Origin of the sequence: Porphyromonas vaginalis, from assembly GCF_958301595.1 — a bacterium.
GTDB classification, from domain to species: domain Bacteria; phylum Bacteroidota; class Bacteroidia; order Bacteroidales; family Porphyromonadaceae; genus Porphyromonas; species Porphyromonas vaginalis.
This window is the reverse complement of record NZ_CATQJU010000001.1, coordinates 61,365-86,291: the sequence shown is the minus strand read 5'-3', so window position 1 is coordinate 86,291 and position 24,927 is coordinate 61,365. Positions and strand designations below refer to the sequence as shown.

The 24,927-nt window shown below is 50.4% G+C and carries 15 protein-coding genes, 3 pseudogenes and 2 riboswitches; of the genes and pseudogenes, 9 read left to right on the top strand and 9 right to left on the bottom strand.

Annotated features, from left to right (window positions below):
- Window positions 1-56 precede the first annotated feature (56 nt).
- The 3 genes from Q2J34_RS00290 (at window position 57) to Q2J34_RS00280 (ending at window position 3,672) form a co-directional block, all read left to right on the top strand.
- Window positions 57-1,331: an McrB family protein gene (locus Q2J34_RS00290; protein WP_300968967.1), complete on the top strand. Its 1,275-nt coding sequence runs from the start codon at window positions 57-59 to the stop codon at window positions 1,329-1,331.
- The gene (locus tag Q2J34_RS00285; RefSeq protein WP_300968966.1) at window positions 1,331-2,602 is read left to right on the top strand and encodes a 5-methylcytosine restriction system specificity protein McrC; all 1,272 of its coding nucleotides are present in this window, start codon (window positions 1,331-1,333) and stop codon (window positions 2,600-2,602) included. Before Q2J34_RS00290 ends, Q2J34_RS00285 begins: the two co-directional genes overlap by 1 nt.
- A gap of 476 nt (window positions 2,603-3,078) precedes the next feature.
- Window positions 3,079-3,672 (top strand): metallophosphoesterase family protein, encoded by a 594-nt coding sequence (locus tag Q2J34_RS00280; protein WP_300968965.1) that lies wholly within the window; start codon window positions 3,079-3,081, stop codon window positions 3,670-3,672.
- Between the two features lie 214 nt (window positions 3,673-3,886).
- Here the strand turns inward: Q2J34_RS00280 and ahpF are convergent, their stop codons facing one another.
- The 4 genes from ahpF to Q2J34_RS00260 form a co-directional block, all read right to left on the bottom strand.
- Window positions 3,887-5,440: an alkyl hydroperoxide reductase subunit F gene (gene ahpF / locus Q2J34_RS00275; protein ID WP_300968964.1), complete on the bottom strand. Its 1,554-nt coding sequence runs from the start codon at window positions 5,438-5,440 to the stop codon at window positions 3,887-3,889.
- A 272-nt stretch (window positions 5,441-5,712) separates the two neighbouring features.
- Window positions 5,713-6,282 carry an alkyl hydroperoxide reductase subunit C gene (gene ahpC, locus Q2J34_RS00270; RefSeq protein WP_025883180.1) on the bottom strand — a complete coding sequence of 190 codons (570 nt, stop codon included), beginning with the start codon at window positions 6,280-6,282 and terminating at the stop codon, window positions 5,713-5,715.
- Between the two features lie 266 nt (window positions 6,283-6,548).
- Window positions 6,549-8,900 carry a TonB-dependent receptor gene (locus Q2J34_RS00265; protein ID WP_300968963.1) on the bottom strand — a complete coding sequence of 784 codons (2,352 nt, stop codon included), beginning with the start codon at window positions 8,898-8,900 and terminating at the stop codon, window positions 6,549-6,551.
- A gap of 160 nt (window positions 8,901-9,060) precedes the next feature.
- Window positions 9,061-9,963 (bottom strand): placenta-specific protein 9, encoded by a 903-nt coding sequence (locus tag Q2J34_RS00260; protein ID WP_300968962.1) that lies wholly within the window; start codon window positions 9,961-9,963, stop codon window positions 9,061-9,063.
- 897 nt (window positions 9,964-10,860) lie between these two features.
- Window positions 10,861-10,965, top strand: a riboswitch (SAM-I-IV-variant riboswitch).
- Window positions 10,966-10,981: 16 nt separating this feature from the next.
- On the opposite strand from Q2J34_RS00260, the gene Q2J34_RS00255 reads away from it, so the two are divergent.
- From Q2J34_RS00255 to Q2J34_RS00230, 6 genes and pseudogenes are all read left to right on the top strand, one after another.
- Window positions 10,982-12,202: a hypothetical protein gene (locus Q2J34_RS00255; RefSeq protein WP_300968961.1), complete on the top strand. Its 1,221-nt coding sequence runs from the start codon at window positions 10,982-10,984 to the stop codon at window positions 12,200-12,202.
- Between the two features lie 73 nt (window positions 12,203-12,275).
- Window positions 12,276-12,380, top strand: a riboswitch (SAM-I-IV-variant riboswitch).
- Window positions 12,381-12,396: 16 nt separating this feature from the next.
- Entirely contained in the window at window positions 12,397-13,554 is a 1,158-nt protein-coding gene (locus Q2J34_RS00250; RefSeq protein ID WP_300968960.1) for a hypothetical protein, read from the top strand.
- A 4-nt stretch (window positions 13,555-13,558) separates the two neighbouring features.
- Entirely contained in the window at window positions 13,559-13,993 is a 435-nt protein-coding gene (locus Q2J34_RS00245) for a SprT-like domain-containing protein (protein ID WP_298889639.1), read from the top strand.
- Window positions 13,994-13,995: 2 nt separating this feature from the next.
- Window positions 13,996-14,697, top strand: a complete 702-nt coding sequence (locus Q2J34_RS00240; protein ID WP_300968959.1) for a hypothetical protein — start codon at window positions 13,996-13,998, stop codon at window positions 14,695-14,697.
- A gap of 68 nt (window positions 14,698-14,765) precedes the next feature.
- Window positions 14,766-15,023, top strand: coding sequence for a hypothetical protein (locus Q2J34_RS00235; protein ID WP_300968958.1), 258 nt, complete (start codon window positions 14,766-14,768; stop codon window positions 15,021-15,023).
- Between the two features lie 1,219 nt (window positions 15,024-16,242).
- Window positions 16,243-16,494, top strand: a pseudogene (locus Q2J34_RS00230) (hypothetical protein); the annotation flags it as partial.
- Window positions 16,495-16,703: 209 nt separating this feature from the next.
- Here Q2J34_RS00230 and Q2J34_RS00225 read toward each other — a convergent pair.
- The 5 genes and pseudogenes from Q2J34_RS00225 to Q2J34_RS00205 all read right to left on the bottom strand — a co-directional run bounded on the left by Q2J34_RS00225 (window position 16,704) and on the right by Q2J34_RS00205 (window position 24,597).
- Window positions 16,704-17,494, bottom strand: a pseudogene (locus tag Q2J34_RS00225) (carboxymuconolactone decarboxylase family protein).
- Between the two features lie 29 nt (window positions 17,495-17,523).
- A pseudogene (locus tag Q2J34_RS00220) lies at window positions 17,524-17,673 on the bottom strand (DUF1848 family protein); the annotation flags it as partial.
- 4 nt (window positions 17,674-17,677) lie between these two features.
- Window positions 17,678-18,970 (bottom strand): hypothetical protein, encoded by a 1,293-nt coding sequence (locus tag Q2J34_RS00215; protein WP_300968957.1) that lies wholly within the window; start codon window positions 18,968-18,970, stop codon window positions 17,678-17,680.
- 767 nt (window positions 18,971-19,737) lie between these two features.
- Window positions 19,738-23,367 carry a pyruvate:ferredoxin (flavodoxin) oxidoreductase gene (gene nifJ / locus Q2J34_RS00210; protein WP_300968956.1) on the bottom strand — a complete coding sequence of 1,210 codons (3,630 nt, stop codon included), beginning with the start codon at window positions 23,365-23,367 and terminating at the stop codon, window positions 19,738-19,740.
- A 45-nt stretch (window positions 23,368-23,412) separates the two neighbouring features.
- Window positions 23,413-24,597, bottom strand: coding sequence for an AAA family ATPase (locus Q2J34_RS00205; RefSeq protein ID WP_297163468.1), 1,185 nt, complete (start codon window positions 24,595-24,597; stop codon window positions 23,413-23,415).
- Window positions 24,598-24,927: the final 330 nt, after the last annotated feature.

Genomic DNA, 24,927 nt, shown 5'->3' with positions numbered 1-24,927 from the left:
GTGGTCCCTGGACTGATCAGTGGAAGTATATTGACAAAATCATTTCAAAGCTGGAGATGAAAGAAGAGATAGACAACTATGCTCGGCTCCTAGAGCTAAAGAAAAACATCATTTTGCAGGGAGCACCAGGGACTGGCAAGACCTATACGACAGCCTCTATCGCTGTGCGCTTGTGCAATAAAGATTTTACCGACTTCTCAGACCATAGCAAGGTGATGGCGGAGTATGAAAGACTACAGAACGAGGGGCGGATAGCTTTTTGCACCTTTCACCAGTCGATGGATTATGAAGACTTTGTCGAGGGGCTTAAACCTATAGTCAGTGAAGATGGGGGTGGCATCACGTACGAAGTGGAGGATGGGCTCTTCAAGAGTCTTTGCCAAAGGGCTCAAATGAAAGAAGGTGCTGATATCATCTCTTGTATAGATACTTATCTGAAGTCAATGAAGGGATATGAGAATCGAAAAACGATCCCAACGCTCACGGGCAAGTCACAACTGAACGTCTGGTGGAAAGAGGGTAATAAAACAATTAGTTCGCGCAGTGCATTCTCACAGAGTGAAAAAGAGGAGGACTATTCGCCCTCTCCGCTCAATATTGAAAAGGTCAAGCTGCAAGCGATCGGTGAAGGAAGAGAAAACAACTGGCCAAGCTATGCGGCCGCTTTTATCAATGCTGTAAAGAGAGAGTATCAGCTAGAGAATCAAATATCTAGTAAGCCATACGTTCTTATTATCGATGAGATCAATCGAGGTAATGTGTCTAAGATATTTGGAGAGCTGATTACCTTGCTAGAGGCTGATAAGCGTTGCGGAGGCGGTGATCATCACATCCGCTTGACGCTACCATACTCTAAGGAGTCCTTCGCTGTCCCTGCCAATCTCTACATCATTGGCACGATGAATACGACGGACCGCTCTACGGGTAGTATTGATTACGCCGTACGTCGTCGTTTTTCCTTCGTCACGTTGGAGGCTAGTGCTGAGGTTATCAGGACGCACGTTGATGAGTCTGTGCGTGACCTCGCTACAGCTCTCTTTGAGGAGATAAATGGCAAGTCTAGAGATGATCAGAATTCATTTATTTATCAACACAAGAGTGGCGACTTTGAGCTTGAAGACTTGATGATAGGACACAGCTACTTTATGGCAGATGATATCGAGTCGCTCCGGCTCAAGATGCGCTATGAAGTGGTGCCTCTGATCAAGGAATACATCAAGGATGGTATCTTGAGAGGCAAGAAAGACGATGAGCACTACTTCGACAGTTGGATGGATGCGAAGTGCTATCTGCCTAAGCTGTCAGAAGATAGTGAGGACTTAGTAGAGTAATGCCAAAGCTAATACAAGTACAGGAGCATGAGCTAATCCCCCTAGAGATCTCTCTGCCTGTTTGGCAAGAGGGCATGCGGCTACCTGCACAGTCGGAAGGCTTAGATAGGTGGTTCTTTCGCTGGCAGTGGGGTGCTGCTTCACCACTAGCCTCTTCTAGTGAAGAGTATTCTGGGGTGGGCTATTATGCCTCTTATGTGATAGGGGCTCAATGGATCGACTCGACTCCTCTAGTTATTACACCCAAGGGTGGGTGTGACAAGATAGACTACCTCAAGATGCTTGCTACATGCCTCAACAGTGGCATAGAGTCGAAGGAGCTATCTAAGATTTATGGTGTCGATCTAGAGCAGCCCCGGATTGAAGCTCCCGAACTCAACTCTGTGCTGAGTCCGTTGATTATAGTTCACTTCATATCTCTGGTGCGGGAGATCATCAAGCGTGGACTGAAAAAGAGCTATGTGTCACGAGAGAGCAATCTAAAGAAGGTGAGGGGACGCATCGCTATCTCCCAAAACGAGCATTACAACGTGATGCGTAAGCGTTGTGAGAGGGTGTATTGCAAATACCAAGAATACTCTGCAGATACGCCAGAGAATCGCTTGATCAAGAAAGCTCTGCTCTTCTCTCGTCAGATCATAGCTCAGATCGCACAAGAAAACAAAAGCCTGCACGCTCTACATCATGCGATCAATCAATGTGTCTCAGCCTTTTGTGATGTCAGTGACCAGATAGAGGTGTGGGAGATCAAAAGCATGAAGCGTCACAAACTCTTCCGAGGGTATGAAGAGGCTGTGCAGATTGCTCAGATGATCTTGAGATGGTGTGACTATAGTATCACGAGCATCCGTCCTGCTGCGGAGAGCCCTTGCCCTGTCTTTTGGCTAGATATGTCGTTGCTGTATGAGCATTACGTGTTAGGACTATTACGAGAGGCCTATGGGGAGAAGATCAAGTATCAAGCCAAGGGCTATACGGGCTATCCGGACTTTATCTGTTATGATCCCAAACTCGTTATGGATACTAAGTATATACCACGCTTTCAGCAAGGTGGTATTGACATAGCGATTGCAAGGCAATTAGCTGGATATGCTCGAGATCGAAAGCTTTTTCGGCTTCCAGCCAGTGAGGTAATCCCTTGTATTGTTATCTATTGCTGTCCGATAAAAGTCAGAAAGGGCATACCGAGGGGGCTCAACGGTAGAATTGAAGCGGTTGGACTTTCTATTTTTGATTTCCAAGCCCCCCTTTTGAGCAAAACGCCTTCTTGACCTTCAAATATCACTGGTTTTTCAAGAGTTCCGTTTTTCAAACAAGTGTCCTTCAATGAGTAAATCGGCTGTCCGATAAAGATAGACATCCTTTTCACCGTCTGATTAGCTCTATATTAGGGAGAAATCCTTTATAATAGACATTTGATGGACTCTCTGCTATCATCAGAGATCTGACAAGCTGGGAACTCAGCTGTCCGATGAAATAGGAAGCTTTTCTTTAGCCGAAAAACTTTTATCGGACAGCAATAATTGTTATCTATCCTAAGGAAGGAGAAGTGCAGAATCCTTTCAAAGATAAGAGCCTGGAAGAGCTCTTGGCGGAGGATGAAGACAGGCTCTTGCTCGGATTTTATCGAATAGCAGTCCCCTTACCGACTCTTAATGACTCTGAGACTAACTTATCGCCTAGCTTTACATAGTTCAGACAAGATAAAAGGGACTCTTGAAGTAACTCTCACGCATTTATAATGACTATGAGGATACTACATCTATCTGATACGCATGGCTATCACAGGCGGCTGCGGGATTTGCCAGCGGCAGACGTCGTAGTGCACTCTGGAGACTTTACTATGCATGGTAGTGCAGACGAAGCAGAGGACTTTATCAACTGGCTGTGCGACTTGGACTACCGGTACAAGCTCTTCACCTGCGGCAATCACGACTTCTGTATGTACAGGGCTACTGTGAGCGGACTCAGTGACACGGTACACCTGCTCTACAACTCTGGGGTAGAGATCGAAGGGGTGAAGTTTTACGGAGTCCCGCTGTTTGTGCCAGACTGTGCCGATGGCCGCCAGGAGCAATACGAGGCGGATATACCGCTAGACACAGATGTCTTGGTCACGCATCGTCCGCCCTATGGCATTTTGGACTATGCCGACCAGACCAACTACGGCTCTGCCACACTCCTGCGTCGAGTGCATGATATCAAGCCCCGCCTGCACCTCTTCGGGCATATCCATCAGCAGTATGGCGTGCTGAAAAGAGGTGAGACGATCTATTCGAACGGCGCCATGATGAACGAAAGCAATCGCTCGCTCAATGCTCCTCGGCTGCTTGAGATCTGAGAGCGATCTCAGGTGGTCGCTGAGTAGGTTAGTGGGCGATAGTTAGGATCTAGATTCCGCAAGTCGAGTTATGATTTGTGGCATTTTAGGATTCATGTGTGAGACTCCCCTCCAGTTGGATCGTGTCCAGCTACGGGGGAGTCTCTTCTTTGTGTAGGTGTGTGGCCCTAACCCTTGCGTGCGTCGGCTAACAGCTAACAGCCAACAGCCAACTTTACCCTTTCGTGCGAATGCGATCATCGAAGGCGGATAGAGCAGCCTTGGCACCCTCGCCCATAGCGATCACCACCTGCTTGTAGGGGATGTTGGCACAGTCGCCTGCGGCGTAGATGCCAGGCACTGAGCTACGGCAGTGGTCGTCGATGACGATCTCGCCCATACGGTTGCGCTCGACCAGCCCGTCGAAGACATCCGTATTCGCTTTGAGTCCGATCTGCACAAAGACCCCAGCTACAGCGAGCTCGAAGGGAGCACTCCCGTCACGAGGAGCTATGCGCAGTGCGGACACCTTGCTACCGTCACCGATGACCTCTTCCGTTGCCACGTTCGTGTGGACGGTCACGTTCGGTAGCTTGGCCAGCTGCTCCTGCAGTACGGTGTCTGCCTTGAGGCTCTCCATAAACTCCAAGACAGTCACATGCTTGCAAATGCCCGCTAAGTCGATAGCTGCCTCAATGCCTGAGTTACCACCGCCCACGACCGCTATATCTTGGCCCTTGAAGAATGGTCCGTCGCAGTGCGGGCAGAAGGCCACCCCGCGACCAATATGCTCCGCCTCGCCTGGTACACCCAGCTTGCGCCAGGAGGCTCCAGTGGCAATGATCACTTGCGGTGCTACGAGCGTCTCACCGAGTGAGGTGACTACCTCCTTTTGGGTATCGACCAGCTTGATCTGCTCGACATGTCTCTGCTCTAGTATCTCTACGTGGTAGTGTAGCACATGCTGGCGCAGATCTTCGGCGAGCTGCGTACCTGTCGTGTGAAGCACGGAGGGGACGTTTTCGATAGCCGTCGTCTCATTCACCTGACCACCCATGCGGTCCGCCACAAGTGCCACGTGCAGTCCCTTGCGAGCCGAGTATAGCGCAGCAGCTGCGCCAGCCGGGCCTCCACCGATGACGATCTGGTCGTACTCCTTGCGCGCTGCCGTGGCGGACGATGGCTCCACACCGACAGCGTCGGCTAGCTTGCCGAGTAGTTCACCCAGCGAACTCTTGCCTATATGTAGCACCTGATCTCCCAGGTAGACCGTCGGTACGGCCGATATGTTTAGCTCCTTAGCCTCCTCTGTGTAGAGAGCTCCGTCGACCATCTCATGGGTCACCCCCTCACCCGCTATGAGCGTGATTAGGTTAAGGCTCTGCACCACGTCGGGGCAGTTGGTACAGCTGAGCGAAATGTAGCTACGCAGATGAATAGGCTTGCGTAGCGAACGGATCTTGTCGCAGATAGCCGCATCGGGGAGGTTCTTCCCCTGACCATCCGCATTGTATATGGCTAGTATCAGACTGCTAAACTCATGCCCCGAGGGGATCGCCCTAAAGGTTATCCCCGTGGGCTGGTCGTCACGCAGTATCTCCACGCTCAGCTTGTCGCCCACGCTCATCTCTAGCGATAGCTGCGGAGAGGTTGAGGCAAAGTCGCCGAGGAGCTGCTCTAGCTCTCCGTAGTGATCACCCTCGGGAGCCTTCGCTCTGAGCGTGTATCGGTGCTTTAGCGAGGCAAAGATGCTTTGCAGTTGCTGTAAGGTATCTTGGTCTAGTCTCATGATTGTGCTGTTTTTTTTAGAAAGAGTAGAGGGCTGTGCCGCTCGTGTGAGTATACGACACAACCCTCTCGTCTTGATATGTGAGACTGATGCAAAAGTCTACAGTCTCACAATCTTGCTTGCAAGATTGTCTAGACTTTGCAGAAAGGATGAAGCGCAAGGCGCTGAGGGTGAGGTCTGAAGGGAGCATACCTACGTATGTGACCGAAGCCGAATCCCGAAAGCAACACAGCGATTCGCCTTTATGCAACAGTCTCTTGTGGATCTAGGTGTTAGATCTTACCAACTAGGTCTATGCTAGGCTTGAGAGTGGCATCGCCTTGTCTCCACTTAGCGGGGCACACCTCGCCTGGGTGCTCATAGATAAACTGAGCCGCGCGCACCTTGCGCAGTAGCTCCTGAGCGTCACGGCCTATGCCGTTGTCATGGATCTCAGCCACACGCACCTTGCCGTCTGGATCAATGAGGAAAGTGCCACGGTAAGCCTGTCCAGCCTCCTCGATCATCACGCCGAAGGCGCGAGCCAGCTCGAAGCGCATATCAGCGAGCATCGTGTACTGAACCTTCTTGACCGCCTCGCTGGCATCCTGCCAAGCCTTGTGAACGAAGTGCGAGTCAGTGCTCACAGAGTAGATGTCCACGCCGATCTGCTGAAACTCAGCATAGTTGTCGGCGAGGTCAGCTAGCTCCGTAGGACATACGAAGGTGAAGTCGCCAGGATAGAAGAAGAGTACGCTCCAGCGCCCCTTGAGGTCCTCGTTAGAGACCTCGTGGAAGCCCTTGGACTTGGTATATGCGGGTACTTTGAACTCAGGTAAGTTGCTATTGATAATAGGTTGCATAGTCATTTGCATTTAAGTTTTAGATAAAGATTGGTTGATCGTCGGTAGGACATCCCCACCAACACCAGCAAAGATAGGGGTAAGCACCCAAAATAAAAAGCAAACCGCATACCTAGAACAAGGTATTCTCCCCTAAGGCGAGTAGTTTCCTCCGTATGAAACTGGAGTTTCCTCTGGATGAAAAATAAATTGCCACCCGTATGGACATAGATTGCGCCCGTACGGAGAGGGAAGCTCTACGCCCGTAGAGCCTTCTAAATGGCTATTTAAGGCTTGCTAAATGAGAGCCCCTCGTTGGCCGAGTCGGTGAGACGAGACTCGCTATTGACTGTCTGACGGCTAGAGCTCTTGAGGCGCTTATTGCCTAGCGTACAACTGATGCTAAGCGTGACTTTCGGACTGTACCAGTTCTGGACGAAGGCTATCGGCTGGGAGAGCCCCATGATTTCGCCCCGTGCCACATTGCTATTCAGCAGGTCGTAGCACGAGAGGGAGAGCTTCCAAGAGGCGATGCGCTTGCTAATAGATAGATTGATCCACCACTGGCTCTGAGTCTTGTAGACTCCGACAAATAGCGGACTGTAGTAGGTGATCTGAGCGTCAAGGTACCACTGAGCAGGGAAGTTGAGCGACTGCTTGTGCTGGAGATAGTATGCGTGAAAGGTGCGGTCGCACTCGCTCCCGTCTATAGTCCCCTTGTCACGCTGCAAGTGCCAAGCTAGATAAGTGGTGGCCATCCACTGCAAGCCGTTGTCTCGGTAGATGATAGGTATGGGTGCCCCCGCTACGATACGCAGGTAGCGACTATAATCTAGATTCCCTTTGGTAATGGCATAGCCTCCTTGATATGGCGTCAAATACTCGACGATGGGGCGCTGCTCGTTGGAGAGGTTTACCTCTAGCATCGCAGCCCGTCGGTAGCTGTAGTTGAGCGCAAGGTTGTGGCGCATACTACTTTGCAGACGATCATTGCCGACACGATAGAGAAATCCCGCATAGGAGGTATACGGCATCAAATCTCTTAGCGCAGGACGCTGGTAGTAAGTTTGCAAGGAGAGTGCTAGACGATGGTTGCGCGCTATTTCGTAGGCAACATTGAGGTAGGGTTGCCAGCGCACCGCTTGGTCAGATAGTAGGCGAGTCCCCTGAGCTTGGCTCGTACGGTGGTCGTAGTTGAGCTGTACTCCACCGTAGCTGTCGAGTGCTCCTTTGTGGTAGCGCAGCGTGACATAAGCAGAGCTGTTGCTCTCATAGTATCGCTCATTGACTTTGTTGGGAGCTGTGGGGGCTTGTGTCGCAAACCAGATATTGTTTTGCGTTACCCCGAGGAGTCCGACTAGTGAAGGGGTAAAGCGGTAGGTATAGTTCGTTGATAGACGAAGGTAGTGATACCGATCTTGTAGCTCGCTGTCACTGTGAGAGTAGGTGCGATGATTGCTACTGGAGGTGTAGTCGGCGTAGCTCTTCCAGACCCAACTATCTGCAGAGAGGGAGTGATAGAGATTGACGGCCCCGACCATACGTCTCATATCGGTGTGATACCCCCGACTATAGTCTATATGCTCATCAGAGAGCGATCCGTGCAGCCGTATGTCAAAGAGCTGCTGTGGAGAGATCTGCCACTCAAAGCCCGCCTGCATAGCCTGTCCACGATGAGGCGATGTGCTCGTTGTGTCAGCACCTAACGTAGTCGTGAGGGACTCTAGACGACGATTGTCAAAGACTTGGTACGCTACGTAGCTTCGCTTGTTATCCTTATTATAGTTGAGCTTGAGCCGACCGCCCTCCGACACCTTCCTCCGATAGCTTGCGTCGGCCGAGATAAAAGCATTGAGCCCCTCTCGAGGGTTTCCCTTTGTGATGACGTTGAGGATGGCACCGCTCTGCACACCATACTCGGGTCCTGGATGGCGAATGAGCTCGATCCGCTCGGCATCCTCCACGCTCAGAGAGCTGAGGTAAGCTTGGACCTCCTCAGGGGAGAGTCGTAGTATACGACCATTGACAGCTACCGTGAGTGTGTAGAAGCCATAGACAGAGAGCCCTCCACGCTCCTCCACTTGTACTCCAGGGATTAGCTTGAGCCCGTCCAAAAGATTCCCGCCGATGGCTGCTGGATTAGCCAAAAGGTTATAGCGAGCCACACCGCCACTATATGAGACAAATGGACGCTTGGCAACTACGACCACCTCATCGAGTGCTTGAGCGGCAGGCGCTATGACGATGCTCAGAGGGTTTGTAGGCTCCTTGCTCACCTCTACTTGATTTCGCTCAGGGGTATAATTGGCGCCGAGGTAAGAGACTCTATACGAATAAGCTCCGAGGGGTAGCTCTTGGTAAAAGTGCCCATTCCCATCACAGACAGCGGGGAAGCAGTGCGTGGAGTCCTGACTACTGGTGAAGAGAACCACAGCATTGACCAGAGCCTCGCCCGTTGTCGTGGTCACCTCCCCAGTCACGGTGCCGATGCGCTCTTGTGCGATCGATGCCACGGTCGAGGACACCACGAGGAGAAGTGAAAGTATGAGTCTCACGAACGTCGTCTTACGATCCATCACAGGGAAAGAGCTTTCGGTCATCGCTTTACGATCCTTCGCAGGGAGGTGGCTTTCGGTCATCGCTTCTTGTTGTCTTGATAGAGATATGAGGGTGTTTGGGTGTAGCCCTTACGAAAAGAACCTCTCCCCAAAGACCCCTCCTTTACACACCCGCAAAGGTAGTCAGCCTTTACGCTCCGTACAATACCCGAAAGGGTAATTCTACGCCTCTATCCCGTGTTTACGCGTTTCTGGCGAGGGCTTGCTCGACGGCCGTGATGAGCGACTCGTAGATGTCTGGCAGGCAGAGATAATCGTTGTAGTGAAGGTAGTACATCTCTTCAGGCTCGTCGCTGATCTCGGGTCCGAAAGTGAGTTCGTACCCCTCCCAGCCATCGTCTATGTCGAGGTAAGCTTCTCCATCATACGTGTGAACGCCCACTATGGGGTACTCTTCGCGATAGCTCCAGTCATACCGATCCTGATAGAGGGTCAGGCTAGACTTGAGCTCTGGGGCTATCTCCTCTTCGCTCCACGAGACCTCGCCCTCCTCGCCTAGTAGGTCCAGAAAAAGGCGGTTGAGGACGGAGACAAATGATTTGCGAAGGTCCATGAGCTCTTGATACCATTCGGACATCTTTGTCGTGAGGCTGAGGATGTCGCTCTGTCGCTCTAGGGTCTCTTTGTCGAGGGCTTTCTTGAGCAAGGCCGTGATGAAGTCGTGATTGCAAAAGTTGATCCCGACGAAAACAGATGAGTCTTGAGGATCTCTAATGAAGTTTTGAGTGGAGAGAGGGTACTCAAAGCGTTCGGTCAGGCGCCAATTACGACAGAGGATGAGGTTGACGCCCGTCTCGCTACGCTTCACTCCAGCGACAGGATATAGATTATGTACGCTATACCCATCCGGGTGTAGGTCAAAGGCGCGCAGGATCGTTTGCTCTTCGTCGTGGTCATAGGGGGAGGTGGGGAGATCCCATGTCAGCTCTTCCAGCTGATGACTCTCGAGATAGTCTGCGAGGAGTGTGGTGACCTGGGGTATCAGCTCCTCTCGTGCTTTTTTGTACTCCTCCCAGATGTGGTTCAGTTGATCCTTCAGGGCCTTTAGTTCTTGCCTCTTAGCTGTTAAGTTCTCTGTCGTCATACGCTTTGATCTTTGCTGTGTTACTTAGTGAGTTGGGGATTGTGGACGGTGCCAACAATCTGTATACGGAGACTGTTGACTTTTGCAACAGTCTTATATGGATCAAAGGTATTGAAAAAACGGTTGCTGAGAGGAGGCTGTCAGGGTCGACGCATTATATACAATGAGCTCATTTACCTCTCGACTTTTCGTTTGTCGCTGATCTGTAGCTCCTGAAAAAAACGATTATGATGTGTCAGCCCAGGCTGGGCAAATTCAACGTCGACTCATAACAATAATTTAGAGCCGACTACATATCAAAACGGAGCTGTGTCGGGGAAAAGTGATTTCCACGTGGATATTTTGAAATCCCCACGTGAGAAAGAAAAAATTCCTCCGAAGTTTCATTCGTTTCCTCCGAAGTTTCATTTGATTCCTCCGAAGTTTTATTTCACGCCCACGTGGAAAATAAAAAACTTCCACGTGGAGATTTGAGATTCCCCACGTGGATATTCGAGAAAGGCGGGGATCGGACAAATTTCCCCGTAAAGATATGTAAATAGAGATTAGAGGTTAGAGATTAGAGGGCAGAGCTGACACATTATATAGAGGTAGGAATTTTCAAATAGCTCACGTGGCAAATGATATTTCCTCGTCGGAGGGGTGCTTCTTTCTGTGCGGAGGATGATATTTGAGTCCGAGATAACTTCCGACATTCAGACTTCTTAACGGATTTCGTAGCGTTCCTTAACACGAAAAACTTGCATATCTCGAAAATTATACGTATGTTTGCACTGCAATTCAAGATCGGAGAGGTCGATTCACGATTAGTTTGTGGTCGTATCGCTACTACTTTGTAGTTGTATCGCGGTAAACTTCTACTCGTGCGTGACACCATCGATAGCTGAGTTGCGATTAGTTTAGCATTAAGAGCCGGTCTACGGACCGCCCCAACCGAGCCTTGCATAATGGTCACGGTGGGAAGAATGGATGCGAATTAGACGTTTAACCTATAAACCAACTAGTTAAAAACCAAATTATGACAGCACAACAATCTTATGAACCATCGTCTCGTGAGGAGTTGCCAGAGGTAACTTCTCACGCTATTGCTATGTCCTCATCTGAGCCACAGAGTGAGACGAGGGTACCATCTGCTACTGACGAGTCTGAGGAGGAGACGCATCCAGAGGGTGCTATTCGCCTGATGGATGGCACGATCCTGACGTGCTATCCGAAGCCCGAGGAGGAGATGTCACAGGAGGTGGTAGCTGATGAGCTACAGCTAGACAGGACGGGGGAATACTTCAGCATAGGGCGGAGGAGGATAGCTCCGAAGCCTGTGGTGCAGGAAGAGCAAGAGGAGCTTCGTCAGCTCTTTAAGGACAATGCCTTCTATCTGCTAGCGCATCGAGAGCGCATACTGCAGGATAGTCGTATGTTTCTCACACCCATCGTGGCGCACAATGGCTTGGCCTACACGGGCACGTCAGGTTTTCACCATCCGACTATCGGCATCTACCTAGAGTGGTGGAGTCATTGCCTAGGCACTATGGTGATCTCTGATGGTGGCCGTATGAGTCTCGTTTATCAGATTGCGGGGAGTCCGCTCACGGGGTCTAATAGCTGTGGTCAACTCTATGAGCGTGGTGAGTCGGCTCCTATACGGCTCTCTAGCTTTTCCAAATACTGGCAGTCGCTGATGCAGATCAATACGCGCTATGATGAAGCTAAGCAGATCTACCAAGCCTATACGCTCCAAGAGCTACTGGACATCCTGCATGAGGAGGATGGCGGTGAGAAGGACTTTACGAGCAATGTGAGAGAGCTATTTCTACATCATCGTATAGAGCAACTGACCGAGCGGGTGGAGCATCACTACAGGGAGGAGCGGAGATGGAGATATAAATATGAGCATGCGGTGCTACGGCTGCATGACAGTGAGGTGCGCCAGATCTATGCCGACTATGAGGATCTAGAGCAGCGGGTGAAGGCGCAGATCGAGGAGCTGAGGCGACAGAAGCAGAGCTTGAAGCGGCAGCTCCGGAGCGAGCAGCTGACGCCTCGTAGCTATCAGTTTGCCCTCAAGCCTCTAAACAAGCAAATCGATCAGCTAAAGAGTCAGTTGTATGGCTTCGAATACAATGTCAAAGAGCGATTTAGTGATGAGGGGATAGAACTGTATGATATACGTTTCTATGTCCAGAACAATGGACAGGCAAGGAGTGTCGATGGGGAGGAGTATGTAAGATTGGATCTCTAAGAAGGAGCATAACCGGCTGTACTTTGAGGATGATCTACCTACGCTAGACTTTTTCTTATTGCAATACAAGAACAATTAGCATCAAGAGCCGGTCTACGGACCGCCCCAACCGAGCCCCGCATAATGGTCACGGTGGGAGGAATGGATGCGAATTAGACGTTTAACCTATAAACCAACTAGTTAAAAACCAAATTATGACAGTACAACAATCTTATGAACCATCATCTCGTGAGGAGTCTGTGGAGGAGAGACACCCAGAGGGTGCTATCCGACTGATGGATGGCACGATCCTGACGTGCTATCCGAAGCCTGAGCGGGAGGAACAACCGTCTAATGAGTCTCAGCCTGAGGAGGAGATGCAACAAACTGAGGAGGTGGTTGCTGATGAGCTACCGCTAGAGACGATGGAACGACACTTCGGCATGGGGCGGAGGAGGATAGCTCCGAAGCCTGAAGCGAAGGAGGTGCTTCGTCAGCTCTTTATCGACAATGCCTTCTATCTGCTAGCGCATCGAGAGCGCATACTGCAGGATAGTCGTATGTTTCTCACGCCTGTAAGTGTCCAGAATAAGTTGGCCTACACGGAGTCTCCAGGCATGGATGCCCCGACGATTGGTGTCTATCTAGAGTGGTGGAGTAGTTGCTTAGGCTCTATGGTGATCTCTGATAGTGGCCGTCTGAGTCTCATCTATGAGCTCACGGGGAGTCCGCACTCAAAATTTGCTATCTGTAGACAGCTGTACGAGGATGGTGAGACAGAGCCTATACATCTTTACTACTTTGCCCGCTACTGGGATTCACTGATGGAGATCAATATGCGCTACAACGAAGCTAAGGAGATCTACCAAGCCTATACGCTCCAAGAGCTACTGGACATCCTGCATGAGGAGGATGGCGGGGAGAAGGACTTTACGAGCAATGTGAGAGAGCACTTCCTAGAACATCGTATAGCACAGCAGAATGCCTACATAACGAATCTGCGCAACGAGCTTAGTAGCTGGCAAAATATGTGGGCTAGTGCGATGATGCGACTTCATGACGATGAGGTGCGCCAGATCTATGCTGACTATAAGGCTCTAGAGCAGCGAGTGGTGCCTCAGATCGAGGAGCTGAGGTCTCAGAAGCAGAGCTTGAAGAGGCAGTTCAAGAGCGGTCAGCTCGCGCCTCGTAGCTATCAAGATGCTCTCAAGACTGTGAGAGAGCAGATTTATCAGCTGGAGGAGCAGTTGAGGGTCTTCGGCTACAAAGCCAATGAGCGACTTCGTGGTCGCGGGGTGATAAGCATCCAGGATATATGCGCCTATGTCGAGAACAAGGATAAGGTGGAAAGTGACACAACTAATAACTACTAAAGCTATGATTATAACGACAGATATACTTGCAGAGCGCTTTGAGGAGTACAACAAGCTGTACTTTGATGATGAGCTACCTACGCCAGACTTTTTTCTGCTGAAGTCATACTCCAAGCTGGGTATGTTTCGCTTCATTGAGATACCAAGTAGACGTAAGATCAAGTATGTGAAGATCCTGATCTCTTGCTACTATGACTGGACGGAAGAGCAGCTACGTAGCGTACTCGTGCATGAGATGATACACTACTATGTGGAGCGCAACTACTTTCACAATGGTCAACCGCAGCATGGGGAGCTCTTTACCAATAAGATGAATGAGCTAAATGAGAAGTATGACCTAAACATCACGGTGGTCACAGATATAGATAAGTTCAAGGTAGCTAAGGGGTCGCCCATACTGCCACGGATAGCGGCCTTCTTTACTACGCTCCGCTATTAGCTATGGATCGAAATAAGATGAGCGATATAATGGATCATAAGTTAACCGCCTTAGCGCAACTCCTCCTAGGCACTGAGAGCCGTGTGAGGACCTTTGCGCTGGTTACGACAGATAACTCTGTTGTAGAGCCGTCCGACTCGCAAGAGCTGACGAGTGGTGGTGATCAGTTGGCAGCCTTCTTGCGCAGCGAACAGTACGCTTACGCAGTCCTAGAGCAGCACACGAGGGCTAAGGAGACACTCGGCCTGGTTTACAACGTGGGGCCAGACGATGTGGGCTTTATCTGGCAGAGTGTCGATCTAGATCGTTTTCTCCTAGTGGAGCTTGCTCCGCTGGGAGACTCGCCTAGAAGTATGACGCTCACCTGCTTTCAGACGCTAGGTAGCGAGGCGGTAAGGAGTCGTTTCGATTCTAAGGGGAGCCTTTATAGACAAGCTGGCGAGCGCGTGATCTGTAGGAGTCTGGAGAGCTTTTGCCACGTTTGTGAGTGGCACAGTTTGTCTATCCCTTTTGATAACTTTGCTGAGTCGGTTCGAGCGTTCAACGACTTTATCGATACCCGCTGTCGGCTACACGAGCTGTATGCTCAGCACTACGATTACTTGGTCCAGAAGAGTATGGATACCAAACTGATGCTTCGCTCACACCGTATATGTCGGGCGCAGCTATATGGGACGCACTACGACCTCTTCCTAAGGCAGTGATATCAGAGAAGTCTAATAGTTTGAGATACGAGATATGAAGATTTACTTTAGTCCAGAGTACAGTGGACATGTATATATTGACTGGTCTGCCCATCACGATATGCTATGGGAAGACGGCCGAGGGGGGTGTCTTGATAGACTTCAAGACCTACTCGGGTACGACGCAGCAGCTACTAGACCCCACGAACCCGCACTACGCTGGTCGCTATAAGGGACAGCTCGACTGTTACCAGCGCGCCATCGAAGCGTATGGCCAGAGGGTCCTCGATCAACTCATCTTCTATCCGATACTGGGCGACGTGGTGCGTCTCCTACCGTTCGACTAGACGACTACGTCGCTCTATCTTTGCCTGCTCGTATCGTGCTGGTATCGTAGTAGAGACGAGTTCCAAAAGTTGTTCCTCCTTTGGAACTTTTTAGTTCCAAGGGAGGAACTTTTCAGTTCCAGCGGAGGAACGGTCAGTTTCCAACGGTGGAAAATAAAATTTCCAGCGTTGGAAATCTATTTTTCCTAGGTAGGAATTTTTCGATCCCTAGGGCGGGACGAAGAAATCCCTCGGGAGGGACGATTTGATCCCCACGGAGGGACGATTTGCTCCCCACGGCGGGATTTTTTTATCCCATGCGTGGAGGGACGATTTGCTTCCATGCCTTTGGGAGCTGGCGACAAGCCGTTTGTGCGGGAGGGGGTGGAAGAGGGTGGAAGAGATGCGGAGCGTAAGCACAACTATTGCTGTCCGATAAAAGTTTTTCGGCGAAAGAAAAGCTTCCTATTTCATCGGATCGCCGAGTTCCCTGCTTGTCAGATTTCTGATGATAGCAGAGAGTCCATCAAATGTCTGTTATAAAGGATTTCTCCCTAATATAGAGCTAATCAGACGGTGAAAAGGATGTCTATCTTTATCGGACAGCAATGCGCCAGTTTATTGACCCCTCGATCGAGTCAAATGTGTTTGCTGTTCCTAGTCCGACCCACAAGGGGTCGATCAATGGGCGACGTCTTGTTCCCCCAGTCGTTCGGGCTACGCCCTCCGACTGGGGGCTATGATTCGTCTGACCTCCTGCGGAGGTCACAAACGATGTGTATCCGCAATATGGATCCTTCGTATCACCTCCTGTGGAGGTCACAACAGATGACAATGACGTTTCGCTCTCAGGCTTAGGGAGGAACGACCGCAGCGCGGTCGGACGGATCCTAGACCCCAGTCGGAGGGCGTAGCCCGAACGACTGGGGGCGCCGATGGGTACACCCCGCATAACGACCTCCCCTCGTGGGAGGTCGGACTTTTATCGGACAGCAATAAAGCTCAACAAAAGCCGTGTAGCTCGGATGGCTACACGGCTTTGCTATGTTGGAGAGGCTCGTTAGTAGAGTGAGCCTCCGTAAGGATGGAGCCTGCTGGGCTTACGCCGCAGGCTCGGGATAGTCAGACAGACTAGGTGAGGTCTACGGCATGTACCTCCTCAGGCGTAGTGGGCTCGGGCTCGGGGTTGGCATGTGGCATCCGTACTCCGTTGACTTGGCACTGTGCAAGACATCCGTTCGGCACGCTACAAGTGATACAGAAATCTTCCAACCTGCACCTTGATGAAATGTGTGCAGGTGAGAAGGCAATGGTCAGAGATAATGAATTGACAGGTTATGCACCGCTTTATCCTCTCTCGGCAATCATCGCCCTCGCCTTTCTGCTGGACAGCATGGAAGCTCACTTGTTCAGAAAGTATGTCTGCCATAAGGTACAGCAACCCGCAACTTCTATAACACCGATATTCCTGTTTGGAGGTACACACCATTGATTTATTCCTATCTTTTTCTTTCACCGATATTATCCTACTACATTACTTCAACAAGGGGTAATACGGTGAAAGAGAAAGAATTAGGATGTAGTCAGAGGCAGCGGATAGAAATCACTACTTCTTGACTACATTCTACATTAGTTAGTTCAAAATGCATGATTGTAGGCTAATAACTCGCGAAATAAACTTTCTATAAGGAAAGCAATGCCTTATTTGAGTTTGTCGTAGATGTCATCAGTGACAGGTTCCAACCATTCGTTCGATGAGCTATCCTCAACGTGAGTATTGTAAGTCAGGTGCTGCATCCAACTGTCTCTGGCGGCTCCGTGCCAGTGTTTGGTTTCGGCAGGGATGGCAATGACAACACCGGGGCAAAGCTCTACAGGTGTCTTGCCCCACTCTTGGTACCAGCCACGGCCGGCAACGCAGATGAGCACCTGAACGGCTTTGTGATGAATGTGCCAGTGGTTGCGGCAACGGGGTTCAAACGTTACATTTACCACGCCCCCTTGTCAGCCTCCATCGGAGCGAGATAACTCAGCCCTATGAAGTATTTGGCATAGCCCGTGTTAGGCTCGCCAATGGGATAGGGTGTGCTTGCCTGAAATTCTTCTTTGGTCTGTATGTCTGAAGTCCACACCTCCTTGGCCATGTTGAACACCGCCCATGCCTTAGGCCAGCCTACATAGAAAGCGGCGTGAGTGATCATCTCCGAAAATTCCTGTCGGGTCACGCCATTGGCTTTGGCCGTATTCAGGTGATATTTGAGCGATGAGTCGGTGATGCCTTGCGCCACGAGTGAGAGAATTGTGGTAAGCGAGCGGTCATGCAGGCTCATCTCTTCCTGACGGTTCCACACTTCACCGAAAAGAATGTCATCGTTGAGATGGGCAAATTCTGGTGCGAACTCTCCGAGGGCGGTACGTCCTGCGGTCTGCTTGATTTCTTTCCTTTCCATCTTTGTCTGTCCGTTTGCGATGACTGCCGTGAGCAGAAGCATCAGGGTATTACTTTTGTTCTCATTATTTCAGCTGAGTAACCTTTCTTTAAGCGGTCAAAAAAACAATCGGCATAGAATGCAGGAATATCCGTACTTCTACTTGCCGAAACGATGATGGGAGCCTGCGCTTTCACAGGCTGCCCATCAACGATTATGTCTGTATGTTCCCAAGATGCCATATTACTAAAAATCAATATCTTCTTCTGTCAATACTTTCTTGCTAATGTAATCCAGTACCTTTTTATGTAATTCGCGCCCCTTTTCTATAATTGTTTGGCTTGTTTGGTTTTGACCAAAGAAACCATTGGCAATTTTGTACTTCAAATCTGAGTATCTTTGGCTTAATATGTCTACACTTAGAAGCTGAGGGCTCTTCATAAGATCCGCATATTCCATTTTATACATAGCGTCTCTTGACTCGAATGGGTGTAGATTCATACTGAAAATATCGAAACCTCCACCTGGGTTAATTGCAGATGAAACCGTATAGCCAAATGCTTCGTTATTCAACATCATCAGCAATATGCGGTTCTTATAGAGGTTGACATCATTACTATTCTTTTCAATAGCCTTGCTAAGGAAAAGATATGCAATGCTTGCAAGTTGCTGCTTGTCATCTATATCAGAAACTGTTCCGAACGACAAAAAAATCATGAAAGCCATACCGAAAGAGCCTTCATCTTGGATTCTTTGCAATTGTTCGGGGTCACGTTGGAAGGAACGCCAAGCCTTAAATAAAGGATGATAGGTATCGTCACCATCCCTTCCTGCCCTAAGATTGGACAAAGCTTCTTTAACAAGTGTTTCAGTTTCTGTAAGTTTATAAGACTCTGAAGCATTTGCAATAGACGAATTAGTCTTAGTTGTTGAAGCGGATTCAGATTTTGTCATATACTCCAATCTAATGTTTCTGTCATACATATGCAGAACACATTTTTCAACCTGTCCGTTTTTATAATAAACTACAAAACCATAGTCGCTGTAATCTACTTCTTGCCAACCAAAAGGAGAACGTGCCTCGATAGGAAAACCTCGCAATTCTACCATGTCTGCCGATTTTGTTACGACCTTCATTGGTTTGTCTGACATATTCGGCTTACCAAGGTCATCATTGTATATCTTTACGATATAACCAACGCCTGGTTCTAGTTTGTAACCAGGGCAACCATCAGTATTCTTTACCAAACTGACAGTACGAATACACTCCTGTAAACCCATTACAGGATTGTCATTTTCATAACGCTGATGGCAATTGGAACGGAATGTGAAAGGCTGTATAGACTCTTTCTGCTCACGTTCTGCTTTCAGTTTGGCTTGACGTTCAAGTTCTTTACGACGGTTCTCTTCCAACCTACGTTCTCTTTCACGTGCAATTCGCTCTTCCTCCAGCTTTTGCTGGCGAGCTTGTTCTTCAGCGCGACGGCGTTCTTGTTCTTCCTTTTCACGCTTCTTTTTGAAATAATCAAAAGGCCACATAACGATAATAGTTTAATTCCCTTAATTCCGCAACATAAATTCTTGTGAGAACTACAAGTGCCTAAGAAACAAAGTTCTCAAAACACTTGGATATGTCAGAAATCTCACCTATCTTGGTGCTGCAAACATAACAAGTAAGCAAAAATTCGACATAACAAAGGTAGCAATTAAAACCGAAAATATCACTTCTTACGGTGGAATTTGCGAAGTCAGAAAGGACATCTCGAGGGGGCTCAACTGTAGAATTGAAGCGGTTGAGCTTTCTATTTTTGATTTCCAAGCCCCCTTTTGAGTAAAACACCTTCTTGAACTCCAAATATCACTAGTTTTTCAACAGTGTCGCCTCCTAAGCAAATGTCTTTCAGCGAGTAAATCGGCTGTCCGATAAAGATAGACATCCTTTTCACCGTCTGATTAGCTCTATATTAGGGAGAAATCCTTTATAATAGATATTTGATGGACTCTCTGCTATCATCAGAGATCTGACAAGCTGGGAACTCGGCTGTCCGATGAAATAGGAAGCTTTTCTTTCTCTGAAAAACTTTTATCGGACAGCAATAATTTTTTATTCCATGCGTGGTGGAACGATTTGCTCCCATGCCTTTGGGAGCTGGCTACAAACCGTTTGTGCGGGAGGGGGCGGAAGAGGGTGGAAGAGATGCGGAGCGTAAGCACAACAAAAGCCGTGTAGCTCGGATGGCTACACGGCTTTGCTATGTTGGGGAGCCTGCTGAGCTTACGCCGCAGGCTCGGGATAGTCAGATTGACTAGGTGAGGTCTACGGCATGTACCTCCTCAGGCGTGGTGGGCTCGGGCTTGGCATCGAGGATGTCAGCGAGAGGACCGTAGTTGTTTTCCCACTCGGTAGATGAGATACGTACGTAGGTGCTGTAGCGCTTGTAAGCGGAGCGGAGTGACTCGTTGGCTAGCTCCTCAGCAATCTCTGGGTACATCTTGAAGAGTGAAGCGTAGCGTACCTCGCCCTTGAGGAAGTCCTTGAACTTTGAGAAGTCTGGCTCCTTGCTGTCGAGTACGAAGGGGTTCTTGCCCTCCTGCTCAAGACGTGGGTCGTGATGCCAGAGGTGCCAGTAACCACACTCTACGGCGCGCTTCTGCTCGTTCTGTGCATTGCCCATACCACCCTTGAGTCCGTGTGAGATACAGGGTGAGTAAGCGATCACGAGTGATGGACCCTCGTAAGCCTCAGCCTCGCGGAGTACCTTGAGCGTCTGAGCGGGGTTGGCGCCCATAGCGATCTGAGCTACATAGACGTAACCGTAGGTGGTTGCGATGAGACCTAGATCCTTCTTGCGGACACGCTTACCTGATGCGGCAAACTTAGCGATAGCGCCCAGAGGTGTACTCTTAGAGGATTGTCCACCCGTATTAGAGTAGACCTCCGTATCGAGTACGAGGACGTTGACGTTCTTGCCCGAAGCGAGTACGTGGTCGAGACCTCCGAAGCCGATATCGTATGCCCATCCGTCACCACCGATGATCCACTGTGAGGGCTTGACGAAGTAGTGACGCAGGTTGTAGATGTAGTGCATGTGACCCTTAGCCTCAGCATCGAGCAGAGGTAGGATCTTGTAGCTGAGCTGCTGTGAAGCATCGCCATCGAAGCGCTGCTCGACCCACTCGCTGAGTAGCTGGCGTAGCTCATCGCTAATAGGCTCCTTACCCTCCTCTAGAACCTCCTTGACGAGGTGTACGAGGCGGTTGCGGTTCGAGCTAGAGGCGATGTACATACCCATACCAAACTCAGCATTGTCCTCAAAGAGAGAGTTAGCCCATGCGGGACCCTCGCCACGGTCATTGGTCGTGTAGGGAGTAGAAGGGGCTGAAGCTGAGTAGATAGAGGAGCATCCGGTAGCGTTTGCCACTACCTGGCGAGTGCCGAAGAGCTGCGTTAGTAGCTTGACATAAGGAGTCTCACCACAACCAGAGCAAGCTCCAGAGTACTCAAAGAGTGGCTGTGCAAACTGTGAGTTCTTGACGTTGGACTGTACGTCGACCATGTAAGACTTGTTGGTCACCTGATGACGCATGTAGTCCCAGTCGCACTGCTTGTCGCGAACCTCGTTGAGGTGCACCATCTTGAGCGCCTTGCCCTGCTTATTGCCTGGACAGGTGTTGACGCAGTTGGCGCAACCGAGACAGTCGAGGTAGTTGACCTGAATGCGGAACTTGAGGCCAGCCTCCTTGAAGCCCTTGCCCGTAGCATCAAGTAGCGCTACATCGGTACCCTGAGCCTCCTGCTCGTTGAGTAGGAATGGACGGATCGTAGCGTGAGGACAGACGAAGGCGCACTGGTTGCACTGGATACAGTTGTCCTCGATCCATACCGGTACGAGGTCAGAGACACCACGCTTCTCCGAGTCAGCCGTACCAGAGTCCCAGGTACCATCCTCGCGACCTGCGAAGGCAGAGACGGGGAGTGTATCACCCTTCTGCGCGTTGATGACACGTACTACGTTCTGTACGAAGTCGGTGTCGCCAGTATGCTTGACAGCAGGCTCGTCGGGTAGGTTAGCCCACTCAGCCTTGACGGGAACCTGGATGACGTTGGCTCCCTCGTCGACGGCTGCGAAGTTCTTATTGACAATCTCCTCACCCTTGCGAGAGTAAGACTTGACGATGAACTTCTTCATCTGCTCTACGGCTAGATCGTAAGGGATGACGCCAGAGATCTTGAAGAAGGCGCTCTGCAGGATCGTGTTCGTGCGGTTGCCTAGACCAATGCGCTGAGCAATCTCGGTAGCATTGATCATGTAGAAGGAGATCTCATTCTCAGCGAGGTAACGCTTGATGTGGTTAGGTAGGTGCTCCTCGATGCTGTCTAGATCCCAGACAGAGTTTAGGAGGAACGTACCACCCTTGCGAAGACCAGCGAGGACGTCGTACATGCGTAGGTAAGCAGGTACGTGGCAAGCGACGAAGTTGGGGCGTACGACTAGATAGGTACTACGGATGGGCTGATCGCCAAAGCGTAGGTGAGAGGCGGTAAAGCCACCGCTCTTCTTAGAGTCGTATGCGAAGTAAGCCTGGCAGTACTTGTTGGTGTTGTCGCCAATGATCTTGACGGAGTTCTTGTTAGCACCGACCGTACCATCAGCACCTAGTCCGAAGAACTTAGCCTCGTAAGCATCGCTCTCGAGCTCGACCTCCTTGCCTAGTGGTAGAGACTTGAAGGTGACGTCGTCGACGATGCCAACGGTAAACTGATCCTTTGGCTCGTTCATCGCTAGATTGTCAAAGACGGCGATGATCTGAGCGGGTGTCGTGTCCTTGCTCGATAGACCGTAGCGACCGCCTACGACGAGCGGAGCATTGGGCTGTGTGTAGAGAGCGTTCTTGACATCGAGGTAAAGCGGATCGCCAGCAGCTCCTGGCTCCTTAGTGCGGTCGAGGACAGCGATACGCTTGACGCTCTTAGGCAGTGCACCGAGGAAGTGCTCTACGCTAAATGGACGATAGAGGTGTACGGCTACCAGTCCTACCTTCTTGCCCTGAGCGCGTAGGTAGTCGATAGACTCGCGGATGGCCTCTGTGGCAGAGCCCATAGCGATAACAACATGCTCAGCCTCGGGATCTCCGTAGTAGTCGAAGAGGTGGTAGTGACGTCCCGTGATCTTAGCTAGCTGATCCATATAGTCCTGTACGATAGCGGGGACTGCATCGTAGAAGGGGTTGGAAGCCTCACGAGCCTGGAAGAAGATGTCGCCGTTCTGAGCAGTACCACGTACTACTGGAGCATGCGCACTGAGTGCACGCTCACGGAACTGACGCAGAGCCTTCTGGTCGATGAGTGGCTCGAGGTCCTCGTTAGAGAGGTACTCGATCTTCTGGATCTCGTGTGATGTGCGGAAGCCATCGAAGAAGTGTATGAAAGGTATGCGGCTCTTGATAGCTGTGAGGTGGGCTACAGCAGCGAGGTCCATGACCTCCTGTACAGAGCCCGTGCAGAGCTGTGCGAGACCCGTCATACGAGCACTCATCACGTCCTGGTGATCACCGAAGATAGAGAGTGCTTGCGATGCAATCGTACGAGCAGCGACGTGGTAGACGCCTGGGAGTAGCTCACCAGCCACTTTGTACATATTAGGAAGCATCAGGAGTAGTCCCTGAGAAGCGGTAAAGGTGACACCGAGAGCACCAGCCTGTAGAGCACCGTGCATAGCGCCAGCAGCACCAGCCTCGCTCTGCATCTCCTGTACCTCGACGATCTCTCCGAAGATGTTCTTACGCTTTGCAGCTGCCCACTCATCGACATACTCCGCCATCGTGGAGGAGGGGGTGATAGGGTAGATAGCAGCTACCTCGCTAAACATGTAGGCGACATGTGCGGCCGCTTGGTTGCCGTCACAGGTCATTGTCTTTTTAGTTGGATTAGCCATTTCTATGTATTGATATTCCTTGTGTGTTGTTGTTAGTATGTTGCTTTAGTAGATAAAGCCGAAGAGCCATAGCGGGATGACATTGTCATGCCCCATGGGGATGCCTTGCACTGCGTAGTAGCGGTCGGGACGATAGCGCCCGCCCAGCTCCTTATCAATGCGAAATTCATAAGTCTCGTCCAGTACGAAGTGTACCTGTGCCCGCCCCCCTGCATTGACTTGGTGTGCATGATGTAGGTGCGTCAGGAAGAAGGTGGAGTAAAGCTCAGGACTGGTCACTGGCTCGGGGACGAGGGCGTAGCCTATATTGGTGTTTTGCAGATAGCACATAGCCGGCTTACGGGTGGTCGCCTCAGAGCCTACACGGTATAGCTGCGTGACGAGACCTGCGTCGGAGAGGATGTGCATATAGTTGGAGATGGTAGCGCGTGAGGCACTGATCATCTGCGAGAGTTGCGAGATATTGGGCGAGGTAGGTGCCGTGCGCCCCAGCTCGTAGAGTAGCCTGCGTAGCTTGGGTAGGAGACGCTGGTCGAGGTTGCGTAGGAAGCTCACATCGACCTCCAGCATCATGTTGATATTCTTCAGTAGATTCTCCGAGTAGTTGCGATCCTCGAGGAAGAAGGGGTAGTAGCCGTGGTGCGTGTAGTCCGCCAAGTAGTTGAGCGGATTGACCATCCCCATGATCTCGCGAGAGATGGTCTCGTGATCCTTCAGTATCTCCTCGAGCGTGACCTGCGGGAGGTTAAGCCCCGTCTTGAGCTGTATGAACTCACGGAGCGAGAAGCCGTCTAGTCGGTAGACAGCTCCTGGCAGCTGCTCCTCGATGGGGAGTGCCGAGTCGTATTGTACGATCGAGGTGGTGTAGATAATCTGCAGATCCGGCATCAAGCGCATGCACGCTAGCAGATCTTCGTGCCACGAGGGGTACTTATAGATCTGGTCTAGCAGCAGATGCCGCCCGCCATGGTCGTAAAAGGTCTTAGCAAAGTCTACAAGCGTCTCACTCGTAAAGAGGAAGTTGTTGAGATTGACATAGAGACACTTTCTATTGAGCGACCCAAAAGTCCTCGCAGCGTAGTCTAGCAGGAAGGTTGTCTTGCCCACACCACGACAGCCATAGATGCCGATGAGCGGGGCGGAGAAATCAATCTCGCCAAAGAGGCTGCGCTGTATCGGATTGCTCAGGTTGCGCAGCAGGTAGTCGTGTGTTCTATAGAGTGCCTCCACTACTTTATCTTGATGCTTGGACTAGATACCTATATCTTGGTACGACAAAGGTACGCAAACTTCTCCAATTGACAAGTGCTCTTGGCAAAAATCTTCACAAAATGAGCGAACTGACCGATTCGGATGACAAGTTACCCCAAATAGACTAGCAAGGAGTAGGCACTACTTACCACTTGATACAGAGCAAATAAGCAGTTTATCGAGAGCCTTTCCGCTCTCATGTAGCCCTGCTGATAGTTGAGGGGGATAAATACAAAAAATAGGAGGCAAGCGTCTAGGTGCTTACCTCCTACTAGATTGTCTCATGACGATAAATGGGCGAACTGGTGG